This window comes from Bifidobacterium sp. LH_743 (assembly GCF_056355775.1).
Map to the genome: position 1 here is coordinate 59986 of NZ_JBKESZ010000003.1, position 14458 is coordinate 74443.

At 60.0% G+C, this 14458-nt stretch carries 13 protein-coding genes; 5 read left to right on the forward strand and 8 right to left on the reverse strand.

All coding sequences use genetic code 11. The annotated features are described in order from the left end of the window. Window positions 1-22: 22 nt before the first annotated feature. The gene (gene serB, locus AC1ATL_RS05190; protein WP_476569043.1) at window positions 23-697 is read right to left on the reverse strand and encodes a phosphoserine phosphatase SerB; all 675 of its coding nucleotides are present in this window, start codon (window positions 695-697) and stop codon (window positions 23-25) included. A 73-nt stretch (window positions 698-770) separates the two neighbouring features. Between serB and arc the strand changes: the two genes are divergently transcribed. From arc to pafA, 5 genes are all read left to right on the forward strand, one after another. Further along, entirely contained in the window at window positions 771-2318 is a 1548-nt protein-coding gene (gene arc, locus AC1ATL_RS05195) for a proteasome ATPase (RefSeq protein ID WP_476569339.1), read from the forward strand. A 56-nt stretch (window positions 2319-2374) separates the two neighbouring features. Next, window positions 2375-3958 carry a depupylase/deamidase Dop gene (gene dop / locus AC1ATL_RS05200; protein ID WP_432623198.1) on the forward strand — a complete coding sequence of 528 codons (1584 nt, stop codon included), beginning with the start codon at window positions 2375-2377 and terminating at the stop codon, window positions 3956-3958. A gap of 138 nt (window positions 3959-4096) precedes the next feature. Continuing rightward, window positions 4097-4927 (forward strand): inositol monophosphatase family protein, encoded by an 831-nt coding sequence (locus tag AC1ATL_RS05205; protein WP_476569046.1) that lies wholly within the window; start codon window positions 4097-4099, stop codon window positions 4925-4927. A 96-nt stretch (window positions 4928-5023) separates the two neighbouring features. Next, window positions 5024-5215, forward strand: coding sequence for a ubiquitin-like protein Pup (locus tag AC1ATL_RS05210; RefSeq protein WP_432623194.1), 192 nt, complete (start codon window positions 5024-5026; stop codon window positions 5213-5215). After that, window positions 5215-6681, forward strand: a complete 1467-nt coding sequence (gene pafA / locus AC1ATL_RS05215) for a Pup--protein ligase (protein WP_476569048.1) — start codon at window positions 5215-5217, stop codon at window positions 6679-6681. Before AC1ATL_RS05210 ends, pafA begins: the two co-directional genes overlap by 1 nt. Window positions 6682-6707: 26 nt before the next feature. Here the strand turns inward: pafA and AC1ATL_RS05220 are convergent, their stop codons facing one another. The 7 genes from AC1ATL_RS05220 to AC1ATL_RS05250 all read right to left on the reverse strand — a co-directional run bounded on the left by AC1ATL_RS05220 (window position 6708) and on the right by AC1ATL_RS05250 (window position 14256). Then, window positions 6708-7508, reverse strand: a complete 801-nt coding sequence (locus tag AC1ATL_RS05220; RefSeq protein WP_432623190.1) for a beta/alpha barrel domain-containing protein — start codon at window positions 7506-7508, stop codon at window positions 6708-6710. Then, entirely contained in the window at window positions 7505-7861 is a 357-nt protein-coding gene (locus AC1ATL_RS05225; RefSeq protein ID WP_476569051.1) for a MarR family transcriptional regulator, read from the reverse strand. The genes AC1ATL_RS05220 and AC1ATL_RS05225 overlap by 4 nt, the downstream gene beginning before the upstream one ends. Window positions 7862-8006: 145 nt before the next feature. Next, window positions 8007-8288, reverse strand: a complete 282-nt coding sequence (locus AC1ATL_RS05230) for an HU family DNA-binding protein (protein ID WP_003808664.1) — start codon at window positions 8286-8288, stop codon at window positions 8007-8009. Between the two features lie 155 nt (window positions 8289-8443). Then, window positions 8444-10957, reverse strand: coding sequence for a lysylphosphatidylglycerol synthase transmembrane domain-containing protein (locus AC1ATL_RS05235; RefSeq protein ID WP_476569053.1), 2514 nt, complete (start codon window positions 10955-10957; stop codon window positions 8444-8446). A 45-nt stretch (window positions 10958-11002) separates the two neighbouring features. Further along, a complete protein-coding gene (purB, locus tag AC1ATL_RS05240; RefSeq protein WP_476569055.1) occupies window positions 11003-12445 on the reverse strand; it encodes an adenylosuccinate lyase in 1443 nt (480 codons plus the stop codon). Between the two features lie 39 nt (window positions 12446-12484). Then, window positions 12485-14044 carry a PGAP1-like alpha/beta domain-containing protein gene (locus tag AC1ATL_RS05245; RefSeq protein ID WP_476569057.1) on the reverse strand — a complete coding sequence of 520 codons (1560 nt, stop codon included), beginning with the start codon at window positions 14042-14044 and terminating at the stop codon, window positions 12485-12487. Next, window positions 14041-14256: a hypothetical protein gene (locus AC1ATL_RS05250; protein ID WP_476569059.1), complete on the reverse strand. Its 216-nt coding sequence runs from the start codon at window positions 14254-14256 to the stop codon at window positions 14041-14043. The genes AC1ATL_RS05245 and AC1ATL_RS05250 overlap by 4 nt, the downstream gene beginning before the upstream one ends. Between the last annotated feature and the right edge of the window lie 202 nt (window positions 14257-14458).

A 14458-nucleotide genomic window follows, 5' to 3' on the forward strand; every position in this document is an offset into this window, starting at 1 on the left:
GGCACGTTCATGGAAGTTGCCGTCACCTGAGAAAATCGAGAATCTTCGTCAGATCACGTTCATCGAGCCGGTTCGGCGCCTCCGCCTGGACCTTCGGCTTCGCGCAGAACGCCACGCCAAGACCGGCCGCATGAATCATCGGAAGATCGTTCGCGCCATCGCCCACTGCGACGGTCTGCTCCATGCCGATACCCATCCGTGTGGCCCATGCCCGCAACGATTCCAACTTCGCGTCCTTTGTGACGATGTCGCCCTGCACCTTTCCGGTGAGCTTGCCGTCGACGGTCTCCAGACGGTTGGCTATCCAGTAATCCAGCTTCGCATCGGCGGCGAGACGGTCCACCACCTCATGGAATCCGCCGGAGACCACGCCGACCTTCCAACCATGCCCGTGCAACGTGTCGATCAGGTCGAGCGCGCCATGTGTGAAGTGCACACGGCGGTACACTTCATCGAAAATCGAGGTCGGAAGCCCCTCCAGAAGCGCCACCCGCGCGCGCAACGCCTCACGGAAATCAAGTTCGCCGTTCATGGCACGCGCGGTGACGGACGCGATCTGCTCTCCGACACCCGCGGCCGCGCCGAGTTCGTCAATGACCTCCTCGTCGATCAGAGTGGAATCCACGTCCATCACCAACAGCCCCGGAGCTGACAGTGTGGGCATGGATGCGATGTTCGGCGTTTCTTGTTCAAGCATGGTTTCGATTGTCGGAAATCATTAGGACAATGGGTATTCTTGAGGGGTGAACGTGTTGGAAAGCGAGGTCGACATGAACGATTATGACGAGGAGACGCTCGCGTCTTTGGGACGGGACAACGACCAGCTCATGGCCAAGAACCATGCCCTGGCCAAGGCGTTGAGCCGGGCCACGCAGGAGCTGGCGAAGGCGAAGGCCCAGTTGAACCAGCTGGCCGGACCTCCCATGACCTTCGCAACCATGGTCCGGGTGCATTCGGCCAAAACCGACGAGCAAGGCGTTCAACATGCCAGCGCCGAAATAGCCGCCGGCACACGTCGATTGATTGTGCCGATCGCGGCGAATCTGCAGGCTTCCAGACTCGAGCCGGGACGTACGGTGCTGCTCAACGAGAACATGGTCGTGGTGTCCCAGCTTGACACCGATACGTTGGGTGCGGTACGCACGGTGCGGCAGACGTTCGACGACGGCCGTCTGCTGGTCACGGACGGCGGCGGCAACGCGATGCTGGTCCGCGCCGCCGGAGCGCTCAGTGGGGAAAACGTGAATGTGGGCGATCGGGTGAACGTCGATCCCTCCATGCGATTCGCGCTTTCACTGGTGCCTCCCGAAAACGACGGCGATCTGGTACTGGAGGAGGTGCCGGACGTCACCTTCGCCGACATCGGTGGCTTGGACGAGCAGATCGAACGTATCCGCGACGCGGTGCAGATGCCGTTCCAGCATAGGGAGCTGTTCGAACGTTACGATCTGAAACCGCCGAAAGGCGTGTTGCTGTACGGTCCTCCGGGAAACGGCAAGACGCTGATCGCCAAAGCCGTGGCGAACGCGCTCGCCGAAGGCACCGAAGCCGGACGTGGGGTGTTCCTGTCGGTCAAGGGGCCGGAGCTGCTCAACAAATTCGTGGGCGAGTCGGAACGTCTCATCCGCATGATCTTCAAACGCGCGCGCGAACGCGCCGCGGACGGCAGGCCGGTCATCGTGTTCATCGATGAGATGGATTCGCTGCTGCGCACCAGGGGGACGGGCGTCTCATCCGATGTGGAGACCACCATCGTCCCGCAGTTCCTGACCGAATTGGATGGTGTGGAGTCGTTGGACAACGTCATGGTGATCGGTGCCTCCAACCGCATCGACATGATCGATCCGGCGGTGCTGCGTCCGGGACGGCTTGATGTGAAAATCAGGGTGGATCGTCCGGGTGCCCAGCAGGCGACCCAGATCATCCGCCACTATCTGACGGACAAGCTGCCGTTGTCTGCGAACGTGGATGCGAAGGCGCTGATCGGCGTGCTGGTCAACGACATCTACGCGCAGGACGAGCATCGGCACCTGTGTGACATCTGCGACGACCATGGGCAGTGGCGTCCCGTGTATCTTGCCGATGTGGTGTCCGGAGCGGTGCTCAAGAACATCGTGGACCGCGCCAAGACCTATGCGGTGAAACTGTCCATCACCACCGGCCAGGCTGCGGCCATCGGCATCAACCTGCTGGCCAAGGCTGTGGACGAGGAATACTGCGAGACCCGTGACGCGCTTCTGGATGCCGATCCGGAACAGTGGAGCCGCATCAATGGACTGGACGCCGGACGGGTGACCGGCATCAGGCCGGTGGCATGAGCACGAATGATGCCGACGCGGGACGAGGATCCGAATAAGGAAAGGAACGACACGCGATGAGCGTTCGCAGAGTCATGGGCACGGAAACGGAGTACGCGGTCTCAACGCCGGGGCAAGGGCATTACAATCCGGTACGGCTCTCATTCGATGTGGTCGGCGCCGCCGCGGACAAGAAACGTAGCCATATCCGTTGGGATTACCGGCAGGAGGACCCCGTCAACGATGCGCGCGGCACCAGACTGAGCCGTGCCGCGGCCCATCCCGATCTGCTTACCGACGCCCCGCAACTCAACATCACCAATGTGATCGCGCCCAACGGCGGCCGTGTCTACGTCGACCACGCGCATCCCGAATACTCCGCGCCGGAAAACACGGACCCCTTCGAAGCGGTGCGGTACGACCATGCGGGAGACGTCATCATGCGAGCCGCCGCCGATAAGGCGAGCGAGAAGACGGGACAAAGAATCGTGTTGCATCGCAACAACGTCGATGGAAAAGGCGCAAGCTGGGGCACGCACGAAAACTACATGATGCTGCGTTCCGTGCCGTTCGATCTGGTGACCCGGCTCATGACGGCCCATTTCGTCTCCCGTCAGATCTTCACCGGCTCGGGGCGCGTCGGCATTGGCGAACGCAGCGAGGAAGCGGGATATCAGCTGAGCCAGCGCGCCGACTATTTCCATATGAAGGTCGGCCTGCAGACCACGTTCGACCGTCCGATCATCAACACGAGGGACGAATCGCATAGCACCGAGAAATACCGCAGACTGCATGTGATCGTTGGCGACGCCAATCGCATGGATGTGCCGCAGGCGCTCAAACTCGGCACCACCAGCATGCTGCTATGGCTGCTCGAACATGCCGACGAGGCAGGAATCGACCTGGACGGTGCCTTGCAGGCGCTCACGCTTTCCGACCCGGTGGAGGCCATGCATACGGTCTCCCATGATCTGACGCTGTCCGCCGGGCTGCCTTTGCAGGATGGCGGAGACACCACCGCATGGCAGATGCAGGTCACCTTGCGTGGCCTGGTATACGCGGCTGCATCGGTGGTGTATGGCACCGACGTCTCCGGCGAACCAGCGTGGCCCGACCGTTCCACCCGCAACATCATGGCGATGTGGGGACAGGCGCTCGCCGATGTCGCGGCGGTCCGTCACGCCGATGACGACGAACGATTGGCGATGCGTGAGCAGGCGTCGCGTCTCGAGTGGCTGCTCAAATGGCAATTGCTGGAGAAACTACGTCGCAAAACCGGTGCGGATTGGTCAGACAGGCGTTTGACGGCCATCGACCTGAAATGGGCCGCGCTTGACCCGTCGGATTCGGTTTTCTCCCGGCTTGTCGGACAGACGGAGCGGCTGATGACGGACGATCAGGTTAAATCGGCTGCCGTCGAATCGCCGAAGGACACCCGGGCATGGCTGCGTGCGGAAATCGTGCGCCGCTTTCCGGAACAGGTCGTGGCCGCGTCATGGTCCCATATCACGGTGCGCGGCGTGTCCTCCGGTGATGAAACCGTGGAGAATTCGATGGCCTCGTTGGACATGTCCGATCCGTTGAAATACACGGAAGCCCAATGTTCCGGTATATGTGAGCGTGTCCACGACGCGAACGGGATCGTGGAATCGTTGCGTTGAATCTCATGTTGTGCGGGTACCATTGCCGACAAGGGCAGAGGCTACGGCCATGTCCGCGTATGAATGAAGCAAAACGGCGGGGCGCGTGAGGGATAGGTGCGTCGGCGTCGGTTATGAGGAAACGAAAAGGCATAGTACATGGAACTGAGGCAAGTGGCCCTCGAAGTGGCCCGTATCCTGCAGGATGCAGGCAAGCACGCGCTGAATGATCAGATGAATCCGCGCGATCTGAAAAGCTTTGAAATGACGGACGACCATCTGCATTTCACGTCCGACATCGACAAGCGGCTGTCGCAGTTCATCAGCAACCGCATCACCTACGTGGATGTGTTCGATGGATTCTGGCAGTTCCGCCCCGATGAGTGCCATCCGGGCGAACGGTACTGGTGCGTAGGCGGCATCGATGGTGCGATCAATTTCGTGCGCAGCATGCCGGAATGGACCATCACCGTTTCGCTGTTTGAATTCAATGACCAATGTTCCGCCCAGCCCATCCTTTCGGTGGTGCATGCGCCGGCCCTGGGTTTGACGTATCTGGCGGTTCGCGGGGCGGGCGCCATCCGCATCCGTAGAACGCAGCTTGGTGACAAGCGCGAGAAGATCATGCCGTCCACCACCAAGTCGCTCGATTACGCGGTGGTGAGCTTCGGCATGTCCCATGTGCCGGAGGAATCCAAACGTGCGCTAGATGTGGTGGCGCGCATAGCCGGCCGTCCTGCCGACATCAAGCGCGTCGGTCCGGCCTCACTGGATCTGTGCAAGGTGGCGGATGGCACGTATGATGCGTATTTCGAACCGCACCTGCACAAATGGGATGTTCCCGCGGTCTCCGCTGGCGCTGTCGTGGTCTGGGAGGCGCAAGGGCATTTGAGTCGGTGGAACGGCGATCTGGTCCATTGGCGTCAGGAAAACGATGTGCTCGCCACCAACGGTCTGATCACAGAGGACCTACGCCGGTATTTGGCATAGGAATGGTTGTTCGCCCCGCATCCGGGATAAGGTGTGGGGCGGTATCATATCCGCTATGGGGATCCCGCGGGGATTCCCTCAGAGGAAGGAAGAGTCATGCCCCAGGAGTTCAAGCAGCAGCAATCCGTCGAACAAAATCAGGATGAGGACGAGACCGCCATGCGGACCGGCACCCAGGTCGATGGGACGGTCGATGCGTTGGATGCGGTGCTGGACGACATCGAATCGGTGCTTGAATCCAATGCGGAGGAGTACGTGGGCAGCTTTGTGCAGAAAGGCGGCGAGTGATGCCGCAACTGCGGGACAGCGGCAATCATTCCACGACTCCGTTGAGTGGACGGACCTTGGACGAGGTTCATTCCTTCGCCCGTATCTTCGGTGTCGAAACCGAATATGGCGTCAGCGTGACTGGTGCGGACCGAGCGTGCGACGCCAGTCAGACGGCGATGATGATGTTTCAGCCCATCGTGGCCAAGGCGAGATCGACCAACACATATATTGAGAACGGCTCACGACTGTATCTTGATGTCGGTTCGCATCCCGAATACGCGACCGCGGAGGCCCGGGACCCCATGGACGCCTTGGCACTGGATGTTGCCGGCGAACGGGTGATGCGCGACCTTGCCATGGATGCGCAGCGCAGGCTCCGTGTCATGTTCGGAGCCGGATCCACGGTCCACGTGTTCAAGAACAACGTGGATTCCGCCGGGCATTCCTTCGGATGCCATGAGAACTATCTGGTGCGCCGGTTTGTGCCGTTGCAGACGATAGAGCATGAGCTTTTGCCGTTCCTGATCACCCGTCAGCTGTTCACCGGCGCCGGTCGTATGGGAGAGGACGGATTCCAGATCACACAGCGCGCCGATTTCCTCGACGAGGCCGTTTCCTCCGCAACCACCCGGTCGCGTCCGATGGTCAATACCCGTGACGAACCGCATGCCGATCCGGATGCGTTCCGGCGCCTGCACGTGATCATCGGCGATTCGAATCGCTCCCAATGGGCCACGATGATGAAACTCGCCACCACGCATCTGGTGCTGTGCGTCATCGAGCAGGCCGGTCGGGAAAATCGTGAATCCGGGTTCGGATGTTTCGCCTTCGCCGACGCCAGCGTGGCCAACCATGCGGTTAGCCGTGACCTGTCGGGCGTTGAGGCCTCTTTCGATATGGCCGATGGCACCGTATTGCATGGTGGCGCCGTGGCGGTCCAGGAGCGTTATCTTGAAGCCGTGGAACGTTTCATCGAAAAGCATCCGCAGGTGGCGTCCTCGTTGCCCCATACGGATGTGCGCGAGGTGATACGGCAGTGGAGGGAGGTCTTGCAGGCGTTCCGCTCCGGAACGAGCACGATGCTTGCCGACCGAATCGATTGGATCTGCAAGCATCGTCTGTTCGAGGCGCTTCGCAGACGCGACGCCGACGGGCTGTCCCACGACAAGCTGGAGCAGCTGGACATGGATTACCATGATGTCGCCAATGGAAAGCTGTATGTCTCGCTGTGCCGTCGTGACGCCATGCGGCAGTTGGTGGATGAAGCGCGCGTGCGGGTGGCTCGCACGACGCCTCCCACTGATACCAGGGCCTCGTTACGCGGACGGTTCATCCAGCTGGCCGAATCGCGGGACGCACGGTATTCCTGCGATTGGACACGACTGTTGCTGACTGCACCGGAACGGATGGAGATGACGTTGATTGACCCGTTCGACTCTCGTCCATCCGATCAGTTCCGCGCGATGCTGGAGGCCATGGAGTAGGAAGTTCGGCGTGCCTGGATTTGATTTCAGGCTTCGCCTCTGTACTTGGCCATCATCTGCGATTGCAGCTGCTGAGCGCTCGGCGGCGTCCAGGTGATGGCGTCGGCACCGGCTTCGATGGTGGCGAGGATGCGGTCCTCGCGCCCGCCGCCGGATGCCAGAATCGGAATCTCCGGATGATGGGCTCGGATGCTGGCCACGACCTGTGCGGTCCTCGCGCCCGCCGCCACATTGATGATGGCCGCGCCGGCAAGGATCTTGCATTCGGTGATCTCGTCATCCTCGGTGACGGTGGCGATGACGGGAATGTCCACCATCGACATGGTCGTCTCGATGGTTTCCGCCGGAGCCGGGGCGTTGATGACCACGCCGGCCGCGCCCTGCATTTCGGCCACCATGGCCAGTTCCGCCACGCGAGGACCCGTTGTCGTGCCACCGCCCACGCCGACAAACAACGGCATTTGCGCCACCGTGAGCAGCGCCTGCGTGATCACAGGTTCTCCGGTGAACGGATACACCGCGAGTATGGCGTTGGCGTTGGTGTTGCGGATGATGACCGCATCGGTGGTGTAGGCGAATGATTTGAGCGTATGTCCCTTGACGGTAATGCCGCCGCAACGTTGGGTTATGATCTCCGGAACCCTGGCGTTGGGGGATGTGAGCCTTCCTTCGACTCGTGCGGTGCCGTAGGTGCTGCGTGACACGTGTGGCACGGACGAATGCTGTTCCACCGCGATTGACGAGCTGGGAGTGAACAGCGAACGCTTGTTGAGGCGGATGAGATCCGGATCGTCCGCATTGGCATCGGTTTTCTGTTCGGCACTCATTCCCGCACCTCCGTGTCCGTATGGTTCAGCATGAGGAACTCATGAATCGCCTTGCGACGTTCGGCGATTTCCTCATCCAGAACTTTGGTATCGGTGTTGTCGATGATACGCTGCAGCAGTTCGCTGAGGGTGGAAAGCTCGTCCTCGTTCAGACAGTCGAGCATATGGATATCGGCGTCATGTGCCTTTGGCATCTGCTGGATTGGTGCTCCACGTCGGGCAGCTTCGACGTTCCGTACGCGCGTGGTCGCCCTTGATACGGTTTGGGCGCGTGTGGCTTTGAGTTTGGTATGAAGGAGCAGGATATTGAGTTTGTGGATTTCGTCGATGATGCGCTTTCGTTGGTCGACCATGGCAACCCCTGTCTATCTGGTCATGCTGCCTAATATCATAGCGCACGGTATGAAGGGAATTGGATTGCGAAGACTCTGACGGACAATGAAAAACCCCAGCCATCCGCGGCTGGGGTTTTTCATTGGACCTATGTGGGGTCGGCGACTACTTGGTGACGGCCTTCTTCAGCAGGGAGCCGGCGGAAATGCGGACACCGTAGGTTGCCGGAATCTCGATGGTCTCACCGGTGCGCGGGTTGCGGCCGGTACGAGCCGCACGCTTGACGCGCTCAGCGGAGAACAGACCGGTCAGCTTCAGGCCTTCGCCGGACTGCATTGCCTCGACGAACACGTCCTGGAAAGCGTTCACTGCCGCTTCAGCCTGAGCCTTGGTCAGGTTGGACTTCTGAGCGATCTTCGAGACGAGATCAGACTTGTTGTATGCCATAAAGCATCCTTCTTGAGTCAGGGGATATTCCGCTTATGAACATCCACGTTCACTGTAATAATAGCGCACGGTTGCGCCAAAAATGCCATTTCCCAAGGGTTTTAGGCCCATTGATCTTGTCCTAGGGGTAAAAATCGTGTTGACGGGGGTGTCGGTCAGATCAAATTGTGTCTGTCGAGCCATTTCATGGCTATCGCGCCCATCGGAATTCTCAGCCAGTAGAAGGCGATTCGATAGACGAGAGTAGCGGAGACGGCGATGGTGGAGGGGATGCCCACGGCGGTGAAGGCCACCGAAAGCGCCGCTTCGACCGCGCCAAGGCCTCCTGGTGTCGGCACCGCTGAACCAAGCGTGTTGGCCAGCAGGAAGATGAACGTGGTCTCCACCGGGTTGGTATGGCAGCCGAAGGCCATCAGCGCCATCCAGAACCCCAATCCCGTAGCGATATTGAGCACCAGCGCACCCGCTATGCCGAAGGCCAGTTCCTTCGGACGGGACAGTATGTTGATGAGGCTGCGCGCATACGACTTGACGAGGGGCAGGTATTTTTCCGTGACCATATGCCGTATCGGCGGAATGGCCATGGCCGCGGAAAGCGCCAATGCGACGATCGCGATCGCCAGAATCAGCGTATTGGTGGGAATCATTCCTGACAACGTGTTGCGTCCGGTGAAGATGCCGATCGTCAACAGCAAGATGACGGTGGTGCCGCCCTGCACCGCCCATACGGCGCTCATGATGGCGGTGGCGGTGGTGCTGCGGTAACCGCTCTTGCGCAGGAACTGCAGATTGACGAATGCGGGTCCGACGCCGGCCGGCATGGAGACTGCGGTGAAGCCCGAAGCCATTTGGGAACAGTAAAGTCCGATCAGATTGCGTTTGTCGGGGTCCATGAAACCACCCAGCGTCATGGCGGATCCGAGCCAAGCCACAAGTCCGAAGAGCACGCATAGCGCGGCCATGGGAATATTGGCCTCCCTGACCGCCTTGATCATCTCGGCCGGCTGAATCTGCGTGAACACCACATAGACGGCGATGACCAGCAACGCGATCGCACCGAAGGAGCGGAGACTGAATCGAGAAAGCGAGACCTTCTCCATGGAGTCGGCGACCTCCTGCGGAGCGAGGGCCGCGATCCGGGAACGAAGGTTGTTGAGCATGTGCTTGTCGCAGGTAGGTAAAGCCCGTGTCGCCGCGGGAATCGCGGCCTTCTGTATGAACGGGGCCAAATCGATCAGCTGGTCGTCCCCCCATGTTCTGCGTGCGCAGGCGATTGCGCGGTCGATGCCGTTCAGCGCGCTGAGCAGAACCAGAAGCTGCACCTTGTCCAGCGCGTAGTTCGGAGGCGCACTGCCGTAATCGCCATTCTGCCATCCGGCGATCACAGGCTGTCCGTCATCCATGCGGGACAACGTCTCGGGAGTGATGCGCCGATGGGTGAAACCGTGGCGATGGGCCTTGGAAAGATACGTCATGAACCTTTCCATGTCATGGTCGGACATGGTGTTCGGATTGCATTCCAACGGCATGTTGTCACGATGGAACACAAGGATGGACGATTCCGCGGTGTCGCTGACGCCATAGACGGTCGGCGTGGACAGACCGGCATTCGCCAAGCCGAGGATCATCGCGTAATGATGGTGGATGGTGTCGAACGAGGAACGATCGCGGCGCATCGAGACCCCGGTAAGCCTGACCCACTGCCAGAGCTGGTTGAGATAACCGGGCGTATGCGCCTGATTGTCCAACACGGAGACGGTGTATTGGATTCCAGCGGAGTCGCTTGCGTCGTAAATGCGTGAATTCTCGGTCAGATCGTCATCGAGTGTCGTCTTCAGCACGCCCGATTCGACGCCGTTGCTGTAACGACGGGACAGTGAGATGACATCGATGCCAATGGCGCGCAGCGCCTGAACCACCTGATTGCCCCATGCGCCGTTGGTCTGGGTACCCAGCATGAAACGAATCAGCATTCCCAATGTGCGTCCCACGGCGAAGGACACCAATACTCCGGACAGCGAGTTCCATGACAGCACGACGAACAGCACCGCGACCGTGTACAGGACGTTCCATCCCCACTTGGCGCCGGAGCGGGTACGGCGAGGGCCTGCGACCGTCAGGAAAGCCGCCATCGCGGCATAGAAGTCGGGCAGCAGTCCGATGCCTACGGCCGTGCCGTTGGACAGCAGCGCCCAGATCAGCGTGACGTTTCCAGAACCGCTGATGAGCGCCGACACTCCCCATATGGCGGCGAAACCAAGAATCAGCGCGAGTATGGAGACCACGCTCTGCAGCCATTCCCTGGCCACAAGCAGTTGGACAAGCACACTGACGGTGATGAAGACGATGGCGAGCTGTTGCAGCAACGACGTCGGCACGTCCATAAGCCAGCTAATGGCGTGGCCGGCGGAACGCACGTCGGACTGCACGCCTGAGGCGGTGCCATGCAGATAGATGGAGAACAGAATCACCACCACGCCGATGAGCAGAGCGAGAAACGCATGGAGCAGATCGGCGAAATCGCGGTTCCGTTTCGGTGGGGTGTCATCGATACGGGGTTCGTGTTTGCTATTCGGGGAGACGTTGGACACTGTTGACCTGGCTTTGTGGAGGCGTGGACGAGATGCGTTTTGTGGTGCCGTCCATCGTCGCTTTCGATGATACGCCATCGGCGATATGCGTCCAATGGCGTATCATGCGACGACTTCCGTCGCTCAGCGGTCGAAATCGACCAACTTATCGGCCGCTCCCGTGTACGTGGCCGGAGTCAGCGCCTTGAGACGAGTCGCGGTCGCCTCGTCGAAGGACTGCTGGTCGATGAACCGTTCGACGTCCTCCTTGGAGATCTCATGGCCGCGCATAAGCTCTTTGACCTTCTCATACGGTTTGTCCATTCCCGGCAGGCCGGCCAGCTCGCAGGCGCGCATGGCTGTCTGGATCGGCTCGCCAAGCACCTCCCAATTGGAATCAAGCTCGGCCTGAATGGCGATGTCGTTCGGATGGATGGAATTCAGACCTCCCATCAGGTTGTTCAGCGCCAGCAGTGAATAGCCCAGCGCGGAGCCGATGTTGCGCTGGGTGGTGGAGTCGGTCAGATCGCGCTGCCAACGGGATTCCACCAATGTCGCCGACAGGGTGTCCAGCAGCGAGCAGGAGATCTCGAAATTGGCCTCGGCGTTCTCGAAACGGATCGGGTTGACCTTGTGCGGCATGGTGGAGGAGCCGGTCGCGCCCTTGACCGGCACCTGCGCGAATACGCCACGGGAGATATACATCCACACGTCCACGCACAGGTTGTGCAGAATACGGTTGGTGTGGCTGATGGTGCCGTACAGCTCGGCCTGCCAGTCATGTGATTCGATCTGTGTGGTCAGCGGATTCCAGGTCAATCCCATGCGATTGGTGACGAACTCGCGGGAGACGGCCACCCAATCGACGTCTGGGCAGGCGGCCAGGTGCGCGCCGAACGTGCCGGTGGCGCCATTGATCTTGCCGAGGTACTCCTGTGCCTTGATCTTGTTGAGTTGGCGGTTCAGACGGTATACATAGACCGCGAGCTCCTTGCCCAACGTGGTCGGCGTGGCGGGCTGGCCATGGGTCAGCGACAGCATGGCCTTGCCGCGGTACGCGTCGGCCTTCTCAGCCAGATGGTCGACGATGGCCTGCGCCGCGGGCAGCCACACGTTCTCCACGCCGTTCTTCACGCAGCGGGCGATGGACAGGTTGTTGATGTCCTCCGAGGTGCAGGCGAAATGCACGAGGGTCTTCAGGCCGGTCAGCTGGGTGTCGTGTCCCAGCGCGTCGGCGGCCTTCTCCAGCTGGTCGTCGATGTAGTATTCCACGGCCTTCACATCATGGTGGGTCGTGGCCTCATACTCGGCATGCCGCGCGATGCCTTCCGCTCCGAAATTCTCCGGAATGGAACGCAGGTACGCCTGCTCTTCATCGGTGAGCGGCTTGACACCCGGAACGATGGTCCGGTTGCCGTTTCCATCGAAGCCATTGGCGAGCAGAATCATCCATTCGACTTCGACGCGTATGCGCTCGCGGTTCAACGCCGGTTCGCTCATGTATTCGACAAGGGGAGCGGTCTGCTTGTGGTAGCGGCCGTCAAGAGGGGTCAGTGCGATTGCGGGGGAGATATCAGTAAGCTTCATAGGCAACAGCATACGTTTAGCCGTGAACCATTGGGGCCGTCACTTGCTTATCCGTCCCTGATAATACTGGGTTTCCTGAAACTCACCGTCCACGACGTCCTCGAAATGCCGGGCATGCTCCCGGACTGCCTTGTTTCCCGTGTCATAGGCGTACTGATACCCCGCTTCATGGTATTTCAGATAATGCGTCGATTCCCTCTCCCCGGAGGAATCCTCGACCGCGGCTCCCGAAAAGACGCCCTGCGGCGTCCCATCATCCTCACGGACCGAGCCTCGTATGGTGAGCCAGTTCTCGGTATCGGGATTGGCCGCTCCGTCAAGGGCCGCGATGCCTTCGTTGTCCATTTCGATGGCGGTGACCATGGTCTTTTCGGGAATGTCGAATTTCGCGATGGGTGACCCGAATGTGACGATGTGCTGGATGTCGTATTCGTCCTGCATATCGGCCGCGGCAGCGGCGGCGATGATGCCTCCCTGCGAATGGCCGACAAGCTCCACAGGCTCGTCCGGCTGGATTCCGGCATCTCTCATGGCCTCACGGAGGAAGCGGAGACTCTCCGCGGATGCACGCTGCTGTTCGTCCGCGCTCATCAACTCGAAATTGGTGTACCAGTCCATGGGGGAGTCATGGTTGCCATCCGTTCCGGGAATGGTGATTCTCCATGCGTATGTTCCGTTGTCCTTGAGATATTTGCCTACTGCGATGGTCCCATATTCCAATCCGCTTTCACGGTCGCCGTTCAGCGGTCCTTCGGAAAGCCGACGCTGGTCGGCTATGGCATCCTGCATGCTTGTGCCGCCTCTGACCACATCGGTTTTCGGGTAGACGCGGGTCACCGTAAGATTGTCTCCGTGGGTCGCGTCGAAATGTGGTATGAGCAGTCTGTCGATTTTTTCAAGGCCTAGGTTGACCGATTTTCCCGAGTGATTGTTCTGTGCGAAGGTTTTGATGCCGATGAGAGGGAACATCCGGCTGGTGATCAACTCCAGGGTGGATTTGAAATCCTTGGGTTGTTCGGGGATATTGAGCTTTGCCGCGTAGAACCCGATGGCACTTACGAGTGGTTCATGCATCCATGCGGTGGATTCCACGATATAGCACCAGTTGAGTTTTCCTTCCTTGGCGAAACTGGTTCTCACGCCATCCATCGCGCTGAGGCCAAGGGCGAGGCCGGCGATTTGGGGAGTGTTTATGAAAAACGCGCGCAGCACACTGTTCATTACTCGTCCGCTGGCTTCCTCGGCATGTTCGTAGAGCGATTGGGCCCGGATGATGGCGTCCGACAATTCGGTGAGTTGGGATGACATGGTCTGAAGCGCCCTGGCATGGTCCTCGCACCGTTCGAGCAGATGCCGGTACGGCAGATTGACATGGTCCGGCGCCGTGCACAGCAGTCCTCCTCCGTATAACGTTCCCAGAAACGGTGCGATATAAGGATGTGCTTTGAGCTCCACGCTCATGGCGGTGAACTCCTTTTGGGAGATGCCGAGTTTGCGCGCTCCATCGCTCAGGCTCTGCGCAGTGTTGAGATATTCCTTGTATTCGGCGGTGGAGAGCTTTTTCCCACCGATGATTCTGGCTGTTACCCGCTGGTTCATGCCACGCCCTCCGACCATAGGAGGCGCGAGGTGGCAAGTATGCCATCGCGCAACAGCGCTGATTGCCTGGCGATGCGGTTGAGGCGGTCGCGGTATTCTTCTGCTGCCTCTCCCGTCCAATCGGGCAGTCGGCCGGATGCCGCTGAGACGTCGATGTCGTCAAGACGGCGCAACGCGGCGGTGAGTCCGGCGTTGATCAGCATTTGGGCCATCTGGACTCCGATACGGCATCGGCATGGAGCTCCCGGCTGCGATGCCGGGGCATGCGATATTCCGCTTCCCGGAATTGCGTTTGATAAGGATGTGTCTGGAATGTTCATGACGCCATTGGAACATGCTTCGCGTCATTGTCGCCACGTGTGCGCTGCCTGTGGTCGGAGAACGCCGGAAATGCATGCTGTCGGCGTGTCGTCG

What these genes read in the sequence shown, in the direction of transcription:
- serB (WP_476569043.1), bottom strand. Translation starts at nt 697, where the DNA reads ATGCTTGAACAAGAAACGCCGAACATCGCATCCATGCCCACACTGTCA.
- arc (WP_476569339.1), top strand. Translation starts at nt 771, where the DNA reads ATGAACGATTATGACGAGGAGACGCTCGCGTCTTTGGGACGGGACAAC.
- dop (WP_432623198.1), top strand. Translation starts at nt 2,375, where the DNA reads ATGAGCGTTCGCAGAGTCATGGGCACGGAAACGGAGTACGCGGTCTCA.
- AC1ATL_RS05205 (WP_476569046.1), top strand. Translation starts at nt 4,097, where the DNA reads ATGGAACTGAGGCAAGTGGCCCTCGAAGTGGCCCGTATCCTGCAGGAT.
- AC1ATL_RS05210 (WP_432623194.1), top strand. Translation starts at nt 5,024, where the DNA reads ATGCCCCAGGAGTTCAAGCAGCAGCAATCCGTCGAACAAAATCAGGAT.
- pafA (WP_476569048.1), top strand. Translation starts at nt 5,215, where the DNA reads ATGCCGCAACTGCGGGACAGCGGCAATCATTCCACGACTCCGTTGAGT.
- AC1ATL_RS05220 (WP_432623190.1), bottom strand. Translation starts at nt 7,508, where the DNA reads ATGAGTGCCGAACAGAAAACCGATGCCAATGCGGACGATCCGGATCTC.
- AC1ATL_RS05225 (WP_476569051.1), bottom strand. Translation starts at nt 7,861, where the DNA reads ATGGTCGACCAACGAAAGCGCATCATCGACGAAATCCACAAACTCAAT.
- AC1ATL_RS05230 (WP_003808664.1), bottom strand. Translation starts at nt 8,288, where the DNA reads ATGGCATACAACAAGTCTGATCTCGTCTCGAAGATCGCTCAGAAGTCC.
- AC1ATL_RS05235 (WP_476569053.1), bottom strand. Translation starts at nt 10,957, where the DNA reads ATGGCGTATCATCGAAAGCGACGATGGACGGCACCACAAAACGCATCT.
- purB (WP_476569055.1), bottom strand. Translation starts at nt 12,445, where the DNA reads ATGAAGCTTACTGATATCTCCCCCGCAATCGCACTGACCCCTCTTGAC.
- AC1ATL_RS05245 (WP_476569057.1), bottom strand. Translation starts at nt 14,044, where the DNA reads ATGAACCAGCGGGTAACAGCCAGAATCATCGGTGGGAAAAAGCTCTCC.
- AC1ATL_RS05250 (WP_476569059.1), bottom strand. Translation starts at nt 14,256, where the DNA reads ATGGCCCAAATGCTGATCAACGCCGGACTCACCGCCGCGTTGCGCCGT.